We start from the raw sequence: 15,986 nt of genomic DNA, 5'->3' as shown, positions 1-15,986 counted from the left end.
TTCTTTGACGTTGTGAACATCTATCAGCGAAACGCTTTACTGTAAAGCATTACAGGGCATTACCTTCAAAAGCAACGCTATACTTTTTTGTGTTTCATACCACCATTAGCAGCAGTATGATTGTTTATAAACGGGAAAACGATGTTAAAAATGCATATAAATTTTTATAAATATATCATAAACAATAATGCCGCTCCGGAGTGGAGCGGCATTATTCAAATAGGTTAGGGGTGGCCATTACATAGCGGCCAACTGTACTTTTTGCTGTAGTTCAATGACGCTATCGCGGAAATTGTTATCAGTATCCATCAGGTCTTTAACGGTCTGACAGCTGTGGATCACGGTAGTATGGTCCCTGCCGCCGAAATGTTCACCGATGGTTTTCAGGGAATTTTTTGTGAATGACTTAGCCAGGTACATGGTTATCTGTCTCGCCTGTACGATTTCGCGTTTGCGTGTTTTCTGCAACAGTTTATCGTAAGGCACGTCGAAGTATTCGCAGACCATTTTCTGGATACTTTCGATGGTAATTTCTTTGGAAGAAGTTTTAACGAAAGACTTCAGTACACGTTTAGCCAGTTCGAGGTCAATCTCTTTGCGGTTCAGGGAAGACTGTGCCAGCAGGGAGATGAGTGCTCCTTCCAGTTCACGTACGTTTGTTTGTATGTTATAGGCCACATACTTCACTACTTCTTTCGGCATTTCCAGTCCGTCGTTTCTCATTTTGAGTTCCAGAATTTCCATTCTGGTTTCAAAGTCCGGTATCTGGATATCCGCGCTGAGGCCCCAGCGGAAGCGGCTCAGCAGTCGTTCCTGTACGCCATCGAGGTCTTTGGGGGCCTTATCCGACGTAAGGATCAGTTGTTTGCCTGATTGATGCAGATGGTTAAAGATCGCGAAGAACGCGTCCTGTGTTTTTTCTGCACGGGCAAAGAACTGGATGTCATCTACGATCAGTACATCTATCAGTTGATAGAAGTGAATGAAATCGTTGATGATATTATTCTTGGAGTGATCAATAAACTGGTTAATGAATTTCTCGGCACTCACATACAGTACGGCCTTATTCGGATGAATACGCTTCACTTCATTGCCCACCGCCTGTGCGAGGTGTGTCTTTCCCAGTCCAACGCCACCATAGATCACCAGTGGGTTGAAAGAGGTACCGCCTGGTTTTTCCGCGACCGTTTTTCCTGCCCGGCGCGCCACACGGTTACAATCTCCCTCTATATACGCATCAAACGTATAATTTGGATTGAGCTGAGAGTCGATCTGTACCCGTTTAATCCCCGGGATAACGAATGGGTTCTTTACCGGGTTATGTATGGTTAACGGAAAGTCTACCTCATTATCTTTCTGGGGCTTGGTGAACTGCGTGGGCATATTCACAGTTCTGGGATGTTGGTGTGGTGTACCGTTCTCCACTACAATGCGGTATTCCAACCGGGCTTCTTTACCTAATTCTCTTTTTATAGTTTTCCCTAACAATCCCACATAATGCTCTTCAAGGTATTCATAAAAGAATTGGCTGGGGACCTGGATGGTTAAAACATTGTTTTCAAGTTTAATGGGCTTAATAGGTTCAAACCAGGTTTTAAACGGCTGCCATTCCACAATATCCCTAATTATATTAAGACACCTTTCCCAAACTTGTTCGCAAGTTTTATTCATTGAGATAAAATAAATTAGTTGTTTCTTAATTAAGGATGCTGCTTAGTTCTCGAATTTTAGAAATCTCCCAACGCAGGATGTTGAAAAATTTTCAGACAGGACGACGAATATCTGTAGAAAATGTTGAAAAAAAAAATTTATCTACCCTTGTTTATATTCTGCTGACAACAGTGTGTTGATACTGCGCCATGCCCTGCTGCCAGTGCTTTACAGCACTAACGTTACACGGATTTCAGTACTATAAACTCCGTTGATTAGCAGCATCTTTGTCTTTCTCATTGTCCTTTTTATCATAAATATGGATATATAACTGATAAAATAATATCGCACCTCCTCATGGCAAAAAAAACGACCGCAGGAAAAGGGTGAGATATTCACAATTTTTTCTGCGAGGGTGCAAAACTATGTTAGTATCTCCATTTAAAAAAATGTGTTTCCAATTAGTTATTACCAGATAAATTGATTAGATATCCGCGCGCCCGGTTTAAATAAAAAATATTTGCACGCACTTGGCTGAATACCGTATCTTTGATGCTTCTGAATTTAAAAAATTTTTCTATGAGTTTTGAAATTACCGGAAAGCTGATTGTGAAGTACAACACGGTACAACGCAGCGAAACTTTTAAAACAAGAGAGTTCGTTATTGAGAAATCTGATGATATCAACGGCCGTGTGATTAACAACTATATCAAATTCCAGTCCGTACAGGACCGTACAGGTATTGTTGACCGGTTCAATGAAGGTGAAAACGTTAAAGTTTATTTCAATATCAAAGGCACCAGATGGGAAAAAGACGGCAAAGTCAACTACATCACCAACCTGGACGCATGGCGTATGGAATCTGTAATGGCAGCTCCTGCTCCCGGCGCAGACCCCATGCCTAACTACAACACTCCGCAGATGCCTGCTGCCGGCGATGGTGGCGACGATCTGCCATTTTAATGACCACACGGTCATGCTGAATGACGAGACGAATTTATTGCGAAGAGCTTAGCGTATAATGCTTCAAAACACATTATCCGCTAAGCTCTTCGTTATAAAGTCAAAGCTCAAAATTTATAATTCATAACTCTTTTTAGGATAACTCCCTAACTACGTTTATGCAACAACAAATCTCACTGAAGCTGACGCCTGCTGACGCAGCTCATCCTGCCCGCATTACTACACAGGCTGCTGCCACCCTCGGCGTAAAACCTGCTGCCATCACCGGATACCACCTGCTCAAACGCTCTATCGACGCACGTTCCAGACAACAGGTATATTTCATCCTCACCCTGCTCGTATTTGTCAATGAACCCTTCCATGAAAGGGTACATGCACATCCGGTCTACAAACCACTGCCCGCCAACGCACCCGCGGTCATCATCGCCGGTGCCGGCCCCGCCGGCCTCTTCGCAGCCCTGCGCCTCATTGAAGCCGGCATCAAACCCATCATCCTCGAAAGAGGCAAAGATGTACGCGCACGCCGCCGCGACCTCGCGGCCCTCAATAAAACCGGCATCGTCCACCCCGACTCCAACTACTGCTTCGGCGAAGGCGGCGCTGGTACCTACTCCGACGGTAAACTGTATACCCGCTCCAACAAAAGAGGCGATATCAACCGCATCCTCAACATATTCGTACACTTCGGCGCGGAAGAGAAAATCATGATCGACGCACACCCGCATATCGGTACCAACAAACTACCGCATATCATCACGGCCATGCGCGAACAGATCATCGCCGCCGGCGGAGAAGTACACTTCGAACAGAAAGTCAGCAGCCTTCAGCTACACAATGGCGCTATTACCGGCGTAGAAACCGCTGCAGGAGACACTTTCAGCGCACGACAAGTCATCCTCGCCACCGGCCACTCCGCCCGTGATATCTTCGTTATGCTCCACCGGCAAAACATACTGCTGGAAGCCAAACCCTTTGCCCTCGGCGTTCGTGTGGAACACCCACAGGAGCTGATCGACAGCGCCCAGTACCATTGCGACCTACGCGGCGAATACCTGCCACCAGCGAGCTACAGCCTCGTGGAACAAGTGGAAGGCCGCGGCGTATTCTCCTTCTGTATGTGCCCCGGCGGCATCATCGCGCCGGCCGCCACAGATCCCGGTGAACTGGTAGTCAACGGCTGGTCGCCCTCCAAACGCAACAACCCCTACGCTAACTCCGGTATGGTCGTTACCGTAGACGAATCCGACTTCGCTCCATTTGCCCACCACGGCCCACTCGCAGCCATGTATTATCAACAGGCGGTGGAACGGCAGGCCTTCCTCGCCGGCGGCGGCCACTTCGTGGCACCGGCACAACGGATGACCGACTTCGTAAAAGGCAAAGTATCAACGACACTGCCCGACTGCTCCTATCTGCCCGGCGTCAACAGCACCGACCTGCGCACCGTGCTGCCGGCAGCGGTACACCAACGCCTCGCCGGTGCCTTCAAAGCTTTCGGCCGTAAAATAAAAGGCTACTATACAGATAACGCCATCCTCGTGGCCACAGAATCACGTACATCCTCTCCCGTAAGGATACCGCGCGACAACGATACCCTGGAACATCCGCAACTGGCAGGCTTATACCCCTGCGGTGAAGGCGCCGGCTATGCCGGCGGGATCGTGTCCGCCGCCATGGACGGAGAACGCGTGGCCGCCATGATCGCCGACCGCCTTCAGGGATTATCATGATGAAAGGCATAGCATATTATTCACGAATAATTGCTAAATTTTCATCATGAATCTACTCGAAGTCAAAAATCTGAAAAAGCACTATGCCACCCACAAAGCCGTGGACGATATCAGCTTCGATATCCGGCAAGGCAGTATATTCGGTCTGCTCGGCCCCAACGGGGCCGGGAAAACCACCCTGCTACGCATGATCACCGGCATATTCTACCCCGACGAAGGCTCCATCCTGCTCAATGGCAAACCTTTCGAGCCACAGCGCGATACCCCGCTCATCGGCTATATGCCGGAAGAAAGAGGCCTGTACAAAAAAATGAAAGTAGGCGAGCAAACCCTCTACCTCGCACGCCTCAAAGGCCTCAGCGAAAAAGAAGCCACGGAGAAAATCAAAAAATGGTTCGATAAATTCGAAATCAACTCCTGGTGGAACAAACGCGTGGACGAACTCAGTAAAGGCATGCAACAAAAAGTGCAGTTCATCTCCACCATCATGCATGACCCTAAACTACTCATCCTCGACGAACCCTTCTCCGGCCTCGATCCGATCAACTCCAACCTGATCAAGCAGGAAATCTTTGACCTCGCCCAAAAAGGTACCACCATCATCTTCTCCACCCACCGCATGGAACAGGTGGAAGAAATATGCGACCACATCATGCTGGTCAACAAAGGCCATAAAATACTCGATGGCAGCGTCAAACAAATCAAACAGGACTTCAAGCAAGGCCTCTTCCGTATAGGGCTGGGCGTTGTACCCAACGCGGCACAGATGGCCACCTACCACTTCACCATCATCAACATACACGAAAATACCGTCACCGTAAAGATGAATGAAGACAGCTCCACCAACGATATCCTGCTACACTTCATCCATCAGAACATACCCGTTACCTATTTCGAGGAAATATTACCCTCCATCAACGAAGTATTTATCACCCAGGTACAACAAACGGAAAAAGCGCCTGTTGCCACAGCTGCGCAGCAACCTGCCTGATCACCCAGCACATCGACTATGAACAAGATATGGCTTATCATTAAAAGAGAATTCCTTACCCGCGTCCGCAAACGCTCCTTCCTGGTAGTAACACTACTGGTGCCGGTAGCATTTGCTGCTATGATCATTATCCCCATCCTCATGGCTGTCAGTGGCAGCGAAAGCAAACGCATCGCGGTCATCGATAAAAGCGGCATCTTCAACAACCAGCTGCCGGATAAAAGAGGCGTCTACTTCAAATACCTGCCAGACGCCAACCTCGACAGTCTCAAACGCCACTACGAAGCGGAAGACTATTCCGGTATCCTTTATATACCGGAGATTGATATCAATCGCCCTGCCGGACTGGAATACTACAGTAAAGGCCAGGCAGGCATCTCCCTGGAAACAGCGATCAACGGCGATATCAACAACGTGATCGAAAGAAAACGCATGGAGCTGGAAGGCATCGATAAATCCAAGCTGGACGCACTCCGCTCTAATATCTCCGTCGAATTCAAAAGCGGTAGCGATGAAAAGAAAGGCAATTCATGGGTGGCCTACGGCGTAGGCTATGCCAGCGGCTTCACCATCTATATCGTACTGCTGCTGTTCGGCACCTCCGTCATGCGCGGCGTGATGGAAGAGAAAGTGAACCGCATCGCCGAAGTGATGATCTCCAGCGTAAAACCTTTCCAGCTCATGATGGGCAAGATTGTAGGCATCGCCGCCGTGGGACTGTTACAGTTTCTCATATGGGGCGTGCTGATCAGCGTGATTTATGCCGTCATACCGCTATTCCTTTCCCCTGAAAGCATTCAGGCCGCCAGTCAGAGTAATATGATGGCGCAGGGCAACAATGCGGAGGCAGCTGAAGCTTTTCGCCGGGTAACAGACGTGGTGGACAGCATTAACTGGTCGTTGCTGTTATCCTGTTTTACATTTTATTTCCTCGGCGGTTATCTTTTCTACTCTTCCCTGTTTGCCGCTATCGGCAGCCTGGCCAATGAAGACGCCTCCGATGTGCAACAACTCACCTTTCCTATCACCGTACCGATCATTATCGGTATTATGATCATGATGAAGGCAGTGCAAGACCCAGGCAGCCAGCTGGCAGTATGGGGCAGCATTATTCCTTTCACCTCACCCATGGTGATGATGGCCCGTTTGCCTTATGGTGTGCCGGGAACGGTGCCTTACTGGCAACTGGCTTTATCTTTTACGTTATTGATCGCTGGTTTTATCGTGAATACGTGGGCAGCCGGAAAGATATACCGCACGGGCATCCTGCTCTATGGTAAAAAAATTACGTTGAAAGAAGCCCTAAAATGGGTGATAAAGTAGTTATTTAATCATTTTGATATTTGATTATTTAAAGTATGCCAGGCATACTTTAAATAATCAAATATCAAAATGATTAAATGATTAAATTGCCCAGCTGCTTCCGCACTGTCTGAAACTCATTCCAGATATCTTCCAGTACCGCTGCGGCGGGTTTAATATCGTGTATCAACGCGCTTACCTGGCCTATTTCCAGCTCTCCTTCTTCCAGGTTGCCTTCAAACATACCGGTTTTAGCGCGGGCGCGGCCCAGCAGCACCTTCAGCGCATCCGGCTCAGCGCCGCCATCTTCTGCGGTCTTCACCGCTTCGTAAAAATGATTTTTAATCAGTCGTACAGGCGTTAGTTTCTTCAGGCTCAGCATGGTATCGCCTTCTTTCGCGTTGACCACCGCCTGTTTGAAGTTAATATGGGAAGATGCTTCGGGGGTTGCCACAAAGCGGCTGCCTACCTGTACTCCGGAGGCTCCCAGCGCGAAGGCCGCTGCCATGGCCCTTCCGGAGCCGATGCCGCCTGCTGCGATCACCGGTATCTGCACTTTTTCGCAGACAGCCGGTATCAGTACCATGGTCGTCGTTTCTTCGCGACCGTTATGGCCACCCGCTTCAAAACCTTCTGCCACCACGGCATCTACGCCGGCAGCTTCGCTTTTCAGCGCAAAGGCGGAACTGGATACCACATGCACCACCTTTATGCCGGCAGCTTTCAAAATGGGTGTCCAGGTTTTGGGATTACCGGCAGACGTAAACACCACCTGTACTTTTTCTTCCAGGATGATGTTGATCAATTGCTCGATATCCGGATACAGCAAGGGTACGTTTACCCCAAAAGGTTTGTTGGTAGCTTCTTTACAGCGTTGGATATGATGCTTCAGTACATCGGGGTACATACTGCCTGCGCCAATAAGGCCCAGCCCGCCTGCATTACTCACTGCACTGGCTAAACGCCATCCGCTGGCCCATATCATGCCGGCTTGTACAATCGGGTATTGTATCCCGAATAAAGAGGAAATCCGGTTCATGTAACGAATATAATATCTTTAGCCCAGATCGATTTCTGTATTGTCGCCGATATTAAGGCTCTGGCTAAGGCCGCGGATATTGGCATCGCTGCCTATCAGCGATGATTTCAGCACCACTTCATACAGGTTACTGAAAGAACCGATAATAGAATCTTTCACGATGGAGTAGTTGATCACGGTATTGTCGCCCACGGCCACATTAGGGCCAATGATGGAGTTTTTGATGTTGCAGCCTTCTCCGATGCTCACAGGGGGTATGATGATGGTATTCTCATACGGCAATACCGGATTGTTGGCCGCTTTGTATTTTTTCAGCAGGATGGCATTGGTTTCCAACAGGGTGTCCTTACGGCCACAGTCGAACCAGTTGATCACTTTAAATGCATTAAACTGCACACCATGCTCAATCATGCATTCCAGCGCATCGGTCAGCTGAAACTCATCGTGCGACTTGATATGATTGTCGATGTTGGCCTGCAGGCATTCGTACAGCTGTGCGCTCTCCTTGATTTTATACAGTCCCACCAGCGCCAGATTCGATTTAGGGATTTGTGGTTTTTCCACCACCCGGGTGATCTTTCCGCCCTCGTCCAGTTCAGCCACGCCGAAGTTGCGCGGGTCATCCACTTTTTTCAATCCCAGTACAGAATAGGGAGAAGCGATCACTTCTTTGAAGTCGCATTCACAGATGGTATCACCCAGTACGATCAGCACTTCATCGTTAGCGACTACTTCACGGGTCAGCAGGATAGCATGACCGGTACCTTCACGGCTGTTTTGCTGCACAAAGTGACAGGTCAGCTGCGGATATTTCTTCTCAACGTAATGCTGTATTTTCTCACCCAGATAGCCTACCACAAAAACAAATTCCGTGATACCCGCATCCACCAATTGATCCACGATAATGCTCAATATGGTCCGGCCGGCTAAAGGAATAAGTGCTTTGGGTTGTGTATATGTATGTGGCCTGAGTTTAGTACCAGCTCCTGCCACAGGTATTATTGCCTTCATGTAGTTGTAGTTAGGATAAGCTCCGAATGCCGCGAAATTAGGACAAATTATGAAGAATAACTGGTTTTGGCCTTTATGAATGTGCGAATTTTAACATTCAAAAACACAAAATTCACCAATATGAAAATCGATAAATCTCTGAATTGCATTTCATCGGGAGTTATTTTAAATTTGCAGCAAATTTTAAGGCATCATGCAAAGAGACCAGCAAATATTTGATATTATCCGCCAGGAATTGGAGCGTCAGCGCCATGGCATCGAATTGATCGCATCTGAGAACTTTACCAGCTTGCAGGTAATGCAGGCCATGGGTAATGTGATGACGAATAAATATGCCGAAGGCTACCCTGGCAAAAGATACTACGCAGGCTGCGAAATCGTGGACCAGAGCGAACAACTGGCCATCGACAGGGCTAAACAAATATTTGGTGCTGCTTATGCCAACGTACAACCTCACTCCGGTGCACAGGCCAATGCAGCTGTCATGCTGGCCATCCTGCAGCCGGGCGACAAAATCCTCGGCCTGGACCTGAGCATGGGCGGCCACCTCACCCACGGCTCTTCGGTAAACTACTCCGGAAAGCTTTATGAGCCTCATTTCTATGGCGTTAACAAAGAAACCGGCCTCGTAGAATATGATAAAATGGAGGAAATCGCCAACCGCGAAAAACCCAAACTGATCGTATGCGGTGCTTCCGCTTATAGCCGCGACTGGGATTACAAACGTATCCGCGAAATCGCTGATCAGGTAGGCGCCTTCGTACTGGCTGATATTGCACACCCTGCCGGCCTTATCGCCAAAGGACTGCTCAACTCACCATTTGAACATTGCCATTTCGTAACCACTACCACCCATAAAACACTGCGCGGTCCCCGCGGCGGTATGATCATGATGGGCAAGGACTTCGAAAATCCATTCGGCCTGAAAACACCGAAAGGCGAAATCCGCCTCATGAGCTCCCTCATCGATACTGCGGTATTCCCCGGTATCCAGGGCGGCCCGCTGGAACACGTGATTGCTGCCAAAGCCGTGTCTTTCTTCGAAATCCTGTCTGACGAATACGACGTATACGCCAAACAAATCCTGAAAAACGCGCAGTCTATGGCTAAAAGCTTCGTCAACAGAGGCTATCAGATCATCAGCGGCGGTACAGACAACCACCTGATGCTGATTGACCTGCGCAACAAAAATATCTCCGGTAAAAAAGCCGAACAAACCCTGGTGAAAGCAGAAATCACTGCCAACAAAAACATGGTGCCGTTCGACGATAAATCGGCCTTCATCACTTCCGGTATCCGTGTAGGCGTTCCTGCCATCACTACCCGCGGCCTGAAAGAAGGTCATATGGAGCAGATCGTTGACTGGATCGACCAACTGCTGATGGACGCCGACAACGAAGCCCTTATCACTAAAGTAAGAGGTGAAGTGAATGGCTTCATGCAACAATTCCCCCTGTATCCGGAACTCTAGGATGATCACATACCATCATAGCAAGGCTGCCCCATACCGGGGCAGCCTTTTTTGGGCCCGGTTCCCAGAGCTCAGCTCCCAGTTCCCAGGGCTCACACCCTGGGCAACGATGTTGTTCAAATCCTTTTTCTGCAGGATATTCATCAGGAGGCCTGGATTCTATTTAATGAGATTATACAGTGAAAACCATGTATAGAACCCCCATCACAATCCAGGTGATCCTTCCTCCCAAAGAACGAAAATCAACATAGAAGCCACATCCCAACCCCTTACGTGCCATTACAGCTAAAAAGCCTGAATCACAACGTAGCCCAGGGCTTCAGCCCTGGGATTAGGGATTCGATCCCCATCATTTTCCCCAGCCATTTTTTCAGGCACCCAGCCATCCCTCCAAATTTTTTTTTTGATTTCTCAAATGAAGTCGTACTTTTATAGTGTACTAGTTAAGTAGTACACTAAATCACACGATATGATTAACATCCAATCCCTAAAATTCAGCTACCGCCCCAACAGGCCCCTGTTCGAGGATCTCAGCCTGCATCTGGAGGCAGGTCATATATATGGCCTCCTCGGCAAAAACGGTGCTGGCAAGTCTACCCTGCTCAAGCAGATAGCCGGTTTGTTATTCCCCGACGGGGGCACCTGTGAGGTAATGGGTCATAAAACGGCCAAAAGGCAGCCTTCTTTCCTCCGGGAAATATTCCTGGTACCGGAAGAGTTCTTTTTGCCCAAAATCAGCATCCGTAGTTATGTTGCCGCCAATGCTCCTTTTTATCCCCGCTTCGATGAACAGGCGTTCTACAGCTATCTGAAGGAATTTGCCATTCCGCAGGACCAACAGCTGACCAACATGTCTTATGGTCAGAAGAAAAAAGTCATTATCAGTTTTGCGCTGGCCACCAACACCAAAGTGCTCATCATGGATGAACCTACCAACGGGCTGGACATCCCTTCCAAAAGCCAGTTCCGCAAAGTGATGGCAGCGGCTGTGACAGACGACAAGTGCATGGTGATTTCCACGCATCAGGTGAGAGACCTCGATAACCTGATCGATAGTATCGTGATCATCGATGATCACAAAATCATCTTCCATCAGGACGTAGGCACGGTAACGGATAAACTGAGTTTCAAACTGCTGGCACAGCTGGACGACCGTCTGCCTATTCTGTACGCAGATAGTAGTCTGCGCGGCCATTCCGTGATCTTGAAAAATGAAAACATGGAGCAAAGCAAGATCGACATGGAACTGTTGTTTAACGCGATCCTCTCCAACCGCCAACCTATTCAAGAACTTTTTAACTGATAAAACACATGCAACCTAATAACGTCCTGGATTTCCGCCGCCTGGGCTACTATTTCCAATACCATATGCTGGCATCGTGGAAACCATACCTGCTGGGAGCCTTCTCTATCTTTGGCTTGCTGATGTTGATACCAGCCTTTATGCTGCTCACGGATAATGCACCCCGGCATCTGAGCGAAGTGGTAGGCGTCTACTATTTTGGTCTTTTCTTTGGTGGCCTGTTATTTACCAGTATGGCTTTCAACGATCTCTCCAATAAAGAAAAAGGAAGCCAGTTTCTCATGCTGCCCGCTTCCCACTTTGAGAAGTTCTTCACGATTTTCCTGGTCACCACGGTTGGTTACCTCCTTGTATACCACATTGCCTCCTATTCAGCCCTGTTGCTGCTCAATCGGGCTTCTATCGTCCGGCATCAGGCAGGTCTTCTCATGGACTGGGAGTTCCTGGATTTGCAAGATGGCCATATCTATATCTATTTCGCCTATATCTTTCTTCATGCCGTGTTTTTACTGGGAGCGGTGTCCTTCGTCCGGCTGGCTTTTATTAAAACGCTGGTGGCCATCCTGCTTTGTATTGGAGGCTTCTATCTCGTGAACACGCTGTTTGTCTGGATACTGTTCGGCCGCAATACGCCCACACCATTTCAAAATGTGCCCTTTATACTGGTAGGGACCTTTGGCGGTAAGTTTAAAACAGATGTATTTATCATCTCAGAGCGTATGATAGACAGCTATGTATTCATTGCAAAGTACGTGCTGGCACCCGTTCTCTGGACCGTCGCCTATTTCCGGTTAAAAGACAAGGAAATCTAAAACATTGCCAAATGGAATTCAAAGACTCACAAGCCATTTATCTGCAGATTGCAGACTATATATGCGAACAGGTGCTACTGAACAAATGGCAACCGGAAGAACGCATCCCATCCGTCAGGGAGCTGGCCGTTCAGCTGGAAGTCAATCCCAATACCGTCATGCGCACCTGCGAACTGCTGCAGCAGCAGGAGATCATCTACAATAAAAGAGGCATCGGTTATTTCATCAGCAACGACGCTGTTAAAAAAATCAGGCAGTTCAAAAAAGATTCATTCATCACCAACGAGCTGCCCACTCTCTTTCGCAGCATGTATCTGCTGGATATCGATGTAGATGAACTGAAACCGTATTACGAAAAATTCAAAAAATCTAATTTCAAATAACATGAAAACCAGCACTAAATTATTACTCGGCTTCCTCGGTTCGCTCGTGTTATTGATGCTGTGCACCGATATTGTGTTGCGCGCCAACTTCAGCAAAGGAATTACCAATGCCAATTTCGGCAGAAGCACTCCCAATCAACAGCCTACCACTATCAGGTTGCAGCCCTTTCAGATGGTAAAGATCCAGTCTGCCACCGGCAATCCGCGATATGATACGTTGTACGAAGCCCGTTCGCAACAAAGCCGCACGCTTAACGGAGAAGTCGCCAGCGAGACGACCATCCGAAGCACATGGCCTTCCGGTTTTGTGAATATAGAAGCCGGCGAAAACTACACCCTTACGAAAAACATCAGCGACAGTGTATTAGTTGAATATGCGGCAGATACCCTGGTACTTACTGTATTCAACGCCGGCAACATCGACCTGAAAGCTCCCGGCATCACCCGGGTGATAGCCCCTTCTTCCCATCTGCGTATCAGCAACTATAAGCTGCCCTCGCTGGTCATCACGACCGGCCCCCGGGTAGAAACCTATTTCAACAACAATCAGGTGGGAACGCTCGCTTTTTCCGGAGGCACAGGAGGAACATTGAATATTAACGCAGAATCATCGGCAGACAGTGTGAATATCGCGCTGGGCAAAGGCTCCAAGCTTTACTTTAAAGGTTCCTATCAACATGGACATATACAAATGGACAGTCTGCAGGAAATAGAGCTTTCGGAAAAAGTGCTGCAAAAAATCAGAGAGATAAAATAGAACTAACGTCTTAGAATATACGATTTTACAGATTCATAACACGAGGAAGATTTTTTACTCCACCTCTGTCATCACAAAAGTTAATCACTATAAAAAAGCGTCCTGATGTTTATCAGGACGCTCTCATTTTATCATAATAGTATAACGATCAGAATTGTGTGGCCAGATAAGCCATAGTGCCCATGCCTATTTCAATGGCCCTTTCGTCTACATCGAAGGTAGGTGTGTGTACACCAGAGGTAATACCTTTTTCTTTGTTACCGGTTCCCAACCGGAAAAAGCAGGCTGGCACAATCTGCGAATAGAATGCAAAATCTTCCGCTCCCATGCGCAATTCAGTATCTTCCACTTGTTCTTTGCCGATGTAGTCTTCCGCCAGCTGTCTTGCTTTAGCGGTGACCACTTCATTGTTATACAGTGTCGGATACCCTACCAGTATATCGATCTCGATTTCAGCCCCTGTAGCTTCAGCGATACCTGCCGCCTGTTTGCGGATCAGTTCATGCGCCTTAAAACGCCAGGTTTCATCCATAGCCCTGAAAGTGCCCATCAGCTTCACTTCGCTGGGAATCACATTGGTAGTGAATCCTCCGTTGAAAGCACAGATAGACAATACAGAAGGAGAGAAGGGATTATTATTGCGGGAAATCACCTGTTGCAGGCTCACTACCAGCTGCGAAGCCACCAGAATGGTATCTACTGTCAGATGTGGCTGGGCAGCATGTCCGCCTTTGCTTTTGATGGTGACATAAATCTCGTCAGCGCTGGCCATATACTTCCCTGCACAGAATCCCAGCTTACCGGTTTCCATGGAAGGATGCACATGCAGGCCCAGGATCGCATCGGGACGGGGATTTTCCAGTGCGCCTTCTTCAATCATGATGCTGGCGCCGCCGGGATGTTTTTCCTCCCCGGGCTGGAACAGGATCTTGATCGTCCCTTCCAGTTCATCTTTCAGCTCATGCAATATTTTGGTAGCGCCCAGCACCACAGTGGTATGCACATCGTGGCCGCAGGCATGCATGATGCCGCTATTGACAGACTTATAAGATACATCGTTGGCTTCCGTGATCGGCAGCGCGTCGATATCTGCCCGAAGGGCGATCGTCTTGGAGGACGGGTTTTTACCTTCTATCAGCGCGATAATACCCGTACCGGCAATACCGGCTTTATAAGGCACCCCAAATTTATCCAGCTGCTGCCGGATGAATTCGGAGGTTTTATATTCCTGAAAAGATAATTCGGGATGGGAGTGAATATGACGCCTGATATCGATAAAAGCAGGTGCATAGGCTTTGGCCAGCTCTTTAATACGGTTCTTCATTCGACAGTTCTTTATCCGGTGACACGTTGATGATGGCTGGAACGACAAATACGCCGCCAGAAAAGAGGCTGGAGAGCTTGTCGCGCAACTCGCTTGCTTCTTCGCGGGTTTTGAAATCGCCTACGCGCACTTTAAAATAGGGGGCCTGATAATCCAGATAAGTACGATAATCGTTGTACAACTGCATTACCCGGGCTTTGGCTTCATTGGCATCGCCGCGTTTGTTGGTGGAGATCACCTGTACCCGGAAACCGGATTGGTTGCGAATAGCCAGGGTGTTGATGTAGATCTGTTTTCTGATCAGCACGTCCAACCGGCTATCCTTGATCACTTTTACCGAGCCATTACCGGACATCGTGTAGTCCTGCGCCATGGCCCAGCTACTTCCCAACAGGCAGCAAACCAGGATGAATAATTTTTGCATGAATACTGTATAATTAAAAATTAATAATCTGATTGAGCAGTATCTTCTCCGCCTTCCTTCACGATATTAACGCTGGCGCTGGCCCCTATGCGGGTGGCGCCGGCTGCTATCAGCTCCTTCGCAAAGGCAAAGGTACGAATACCGCCGGAAGCTTTAATCTGTATATTATCGGGCAGGTTGGCTCTCATCAGCTTCACCGCTTCTACGGTAGCGCCTTTTTCAGCGTATCCGGTGGATGTCTTCACAAAATCAACCCCGTATTTGCTGTAGAGCTGGCAACATTTAACGATCTCTTCTTCCAATAATATGCCACTTTCGATGATCATTTTGATCACCTTTTTCTTTTCGCGGATGATATACATCAGATTGGCGATCTCTTTTTCGAGATATTCCCAGTCATTGTTTTTGAGGGCGGAGAGATTAATCACCACATCCAATTCATCAGCACCGTCTACAATGGCCAGCACCGTTTCCGCCACTTTCGCTTCGATAGCGGAATAACCGAACGGAAATCCGATGACGGTGGCTACTTTGGTATTGGTGGCACCTAAAAACTGTTTGGCTACTTTCACATAGGGCGGGGGCACACAGGCGGCGGCAAAATCGTATTCCACACATTCCATGCACAGCTTCTTAATATCCTCAAGTGTGGTAGTGGGCTTTAAAATAGTATGGTCTATATATCGGTTTACCTTCATAGAAGTAAAATTACGAATTACGAATTACGAATTACGAATTTGGGGTGCTTTTATTGTGGGGGTTTTTAATGGACTTTTGAATAGAACCAATAATTCGGGCTGGTTCTTCGCTGTCGTTGAGCATGGAA

15 protein-coding genes are annotated in these 15,986 nt (G+C 48.0%); 9 read left to right on the top strand and 6 right to left on the bottom strand.

The window, feature by feature from the left end:
• Positions 1-237: 237 nt before the first annotated feature.
• On the bottom strand, positions 238-1,671 hold the full coding sequence (gene dnaA, locus ICL55_RS13950; RefSeq protein ID WP_169223871.1) for a chromosomal replication initiator protein DnaA: 1,434 nt from the start codon (positions 1,669-1,671) through the stop codon (positions 238-240).
• Positions 1,672-2,229: 558 nt separating this feature from the next.
• On the opposite strand from dnaA, the gene ICL55_RS13945 reads away from it, so the two are divergent.
• The 4 genes from ICL55_RS13945 to ICL55_RS13930 all read left to right on the top strand — a co-directional run bounded on the left by ICL55_RS13945 (position 2,230) and on the right by ICL55_RS13930 (position 6,657).
• Positions 2,230-2,613 (top strand): DUF3127 domain-containing protein, encoded by a 384-nt coding sequence (locus tag ICL55_RS13945; protein ID WP_078669114.1) that lies wholly within the window; start codon positions 2,230-2,232, stop codon positions 2,611-2,613.
• A gap of 158 nt (positions 2,614-2,771) precedes the next feature.
• Positions 2,772-4,343, top strand: a complete 1,572-nt coding sequence (locus ICL55_RS13940) for an NAD(P)/FAD-dependent oxidoreductase (RefSeq protein ID WP_188098070.1) — start codon at positions 2,772-2,774, stop codon at positions 4,341-4,343.
• A 46-nt stretch (positions 4,344-4,389) separates the two neighbouring features.
• Positions 4,390-5,334, top strand: a complete 945-nt coding sequence (locus tag ICL55_RS13935) for an ABC transporter ATP-binding protein (protein WP_188098067.1) — start codon at positions 4,390-4,392, stop codon at positions 5,332-5,334.
• A gap of 18 nt (positions 5,335-5,352) precedes the next feature.
• Positions 5,353-6,657, top strand: coding sequence for an ABC transporter permease (locus ICL55_RS13930; protein ID WP_188098065.1), 1,305 nt, complete (start codon positions 5,353-5,355; stop codon positions 6,655-6,657).
• 73 nt (positions 6,658-6,730) lie between these two features.
• Here ICL55_RS13930 and ICL55_RS13925 read toward each other — a convergent pair whose 3' ends face one another.
• Both ICL55_RS13925 and ICL55_RS13920 read right to left on the bottom strand, forming a co-directional pair.
• Positions 6,731-7,675, bottom strand: coding sequence for an NAD(P)H-dependent flavin oxidoreductase (locus tag ICL55_RS13925; RefSeq protein WP_188098063.1), 945 nt, complete (start codon positions 7,673-7,675; stop codon positions 6,731-6,733).
• Between the two features lie 18 nt (positions 7,676-7,693).
• Positions 7,694-8,686 (bottom strand): sugar phosphate nucleotidyltransferase, encoded by a 993-nt coding sequence (locus ICL55_RS13920; protein WP_188098060.1) that lies wholly within the window; start codon positions 8,684-8,686, stop codon positions 7,694-7,696.
• A 193-nt stretch (positions 8,687-8,879) separates the two neighbouring features.
• Here ICL55_RS13920 and ICL55_RS13915 point away from each other — a divergent pair, with 193 nt between their 5' ends.
• From ICL55_RS13915 to ICL55_RS13895, 5 genes are all read left to right on the top strand, one after another.
• Positions 8,880-10,157, top strand: coding sequence for a serine hydroxymethyltransferase (locus ICL55_RS13915; RefSeq protein ID WP_188098058.1), 1,278 nt, complete (start codon positions 8,880-8,882; stop codon positions 10,155-10,157).
• A 469-nt stretch (positions 10,158-10,626) separates the two neighbouring features.
• Positions 10,627-11,460, top strand: coding sequence for an ABC transporter ATP-binding protein (locus ICL55_RS13910; protein ID WP_188098056.1), 834 nt, complete (start codon positions 10,627-10,629; stop codon positions 11,458-11,460).
• An 8-nt stretch (positions 11,461-11,468) separates the two neighbouring features.
• Positions 11,469-12,272: a hypothetical protein gene (locus tag ICL55_RS13905; RefSeq protein ID WP_188098054.1), complete on the top strand. Its 804-nt coding sequence runs from the start codon at positions 11,469-11,471 to the stop codon at positions 12,270-12,272.
• Positions 12,273-12,283: 11 nt separating this feature from the next.
• Positions 12,284-12,655, top strand: coding sequence for a GntR family transcriptional regulator (locus tag ICL55_RS13900; RefSeq protein ID WP_188098052.1), 372 nt, complete (start codon positions 12,284-12,286; stop codon positions 12,653-12,655).
• Between the two features lies 1 nt (position 12,656).
• Complete coding sequence (locus ICL55_RS13895) at positions 12,657-13,412, top strand: hypothetical protein (RefSeq protein ID WP_188098049.1); 756 nt, start codon at positions 12,657-12,659, stop codon at positions 13,410-13,412.
• A 148-nt stretch (positions 13,413-13,560) separates the two neighbouring features.
• Here the strand turns inward: ICL55_RS13895 and ICL55_RS13890 are convergent, their stop codons facing one another.
• From ICL55_RS13890 to deoC, 3 genes are read right to left on the bottom strand one after another with little or no spacing between them, the layout of a single operon-like run.
• Positions 13,561-14,736, bottom strand: coding sequence for a M20 metallopeptidase family protein (locus ICL55_RS13890; protein WP_188098047.1), 1,176 nt, complete (start codon positions 14,734-14,736; stop codon positions 13,561-13,563).
• The gene (locus tag ICL55_RS13885) at positions 14,720-15,160 is read right to left on the bottom strand and encodes an SPOR domain-containing protein (protein ID WP_188098045.1); all 441 of its coding nucleotides are present in this window, start codon (positions 15,158-15,160) and stop codon (positions 14,720-14,722) included. Before ICL55_RS13885 ends, ICL55_RS13890 begins: the two co-directional genes overlap by 17 nt.
• 20 nt (positions 15,161-15,180) lie before the next feature.
• Positions 15,181-15,858 carry a deoxyribose-phosphate aldolase gene (gene deoC, locus ICL55_RS13880; protein ID WP_188098043.1) on the bottom strand — a complete coding sequence of 226 codons (678 nt, stop codon included), beginning with the start codon at positions 15,856-15,858 and terminating at the stop codon, positions 15,181-15,183.
• Between the last annotated feature and the right edge of the window lie 128 nt (positions 15,859-15,986).

The organism is Chitinophaga varians, from assembly GCF_014529945.1.
Lineage (GTDB): Bacteria > Bacteroidota > Bacteroidia > Chitinophagales > Chitinophagaceae > Chitinophaga > Chitinophaga varians.
This window is presented reverse-complemented; position numbering and strand designations above follow the sequence as displayed.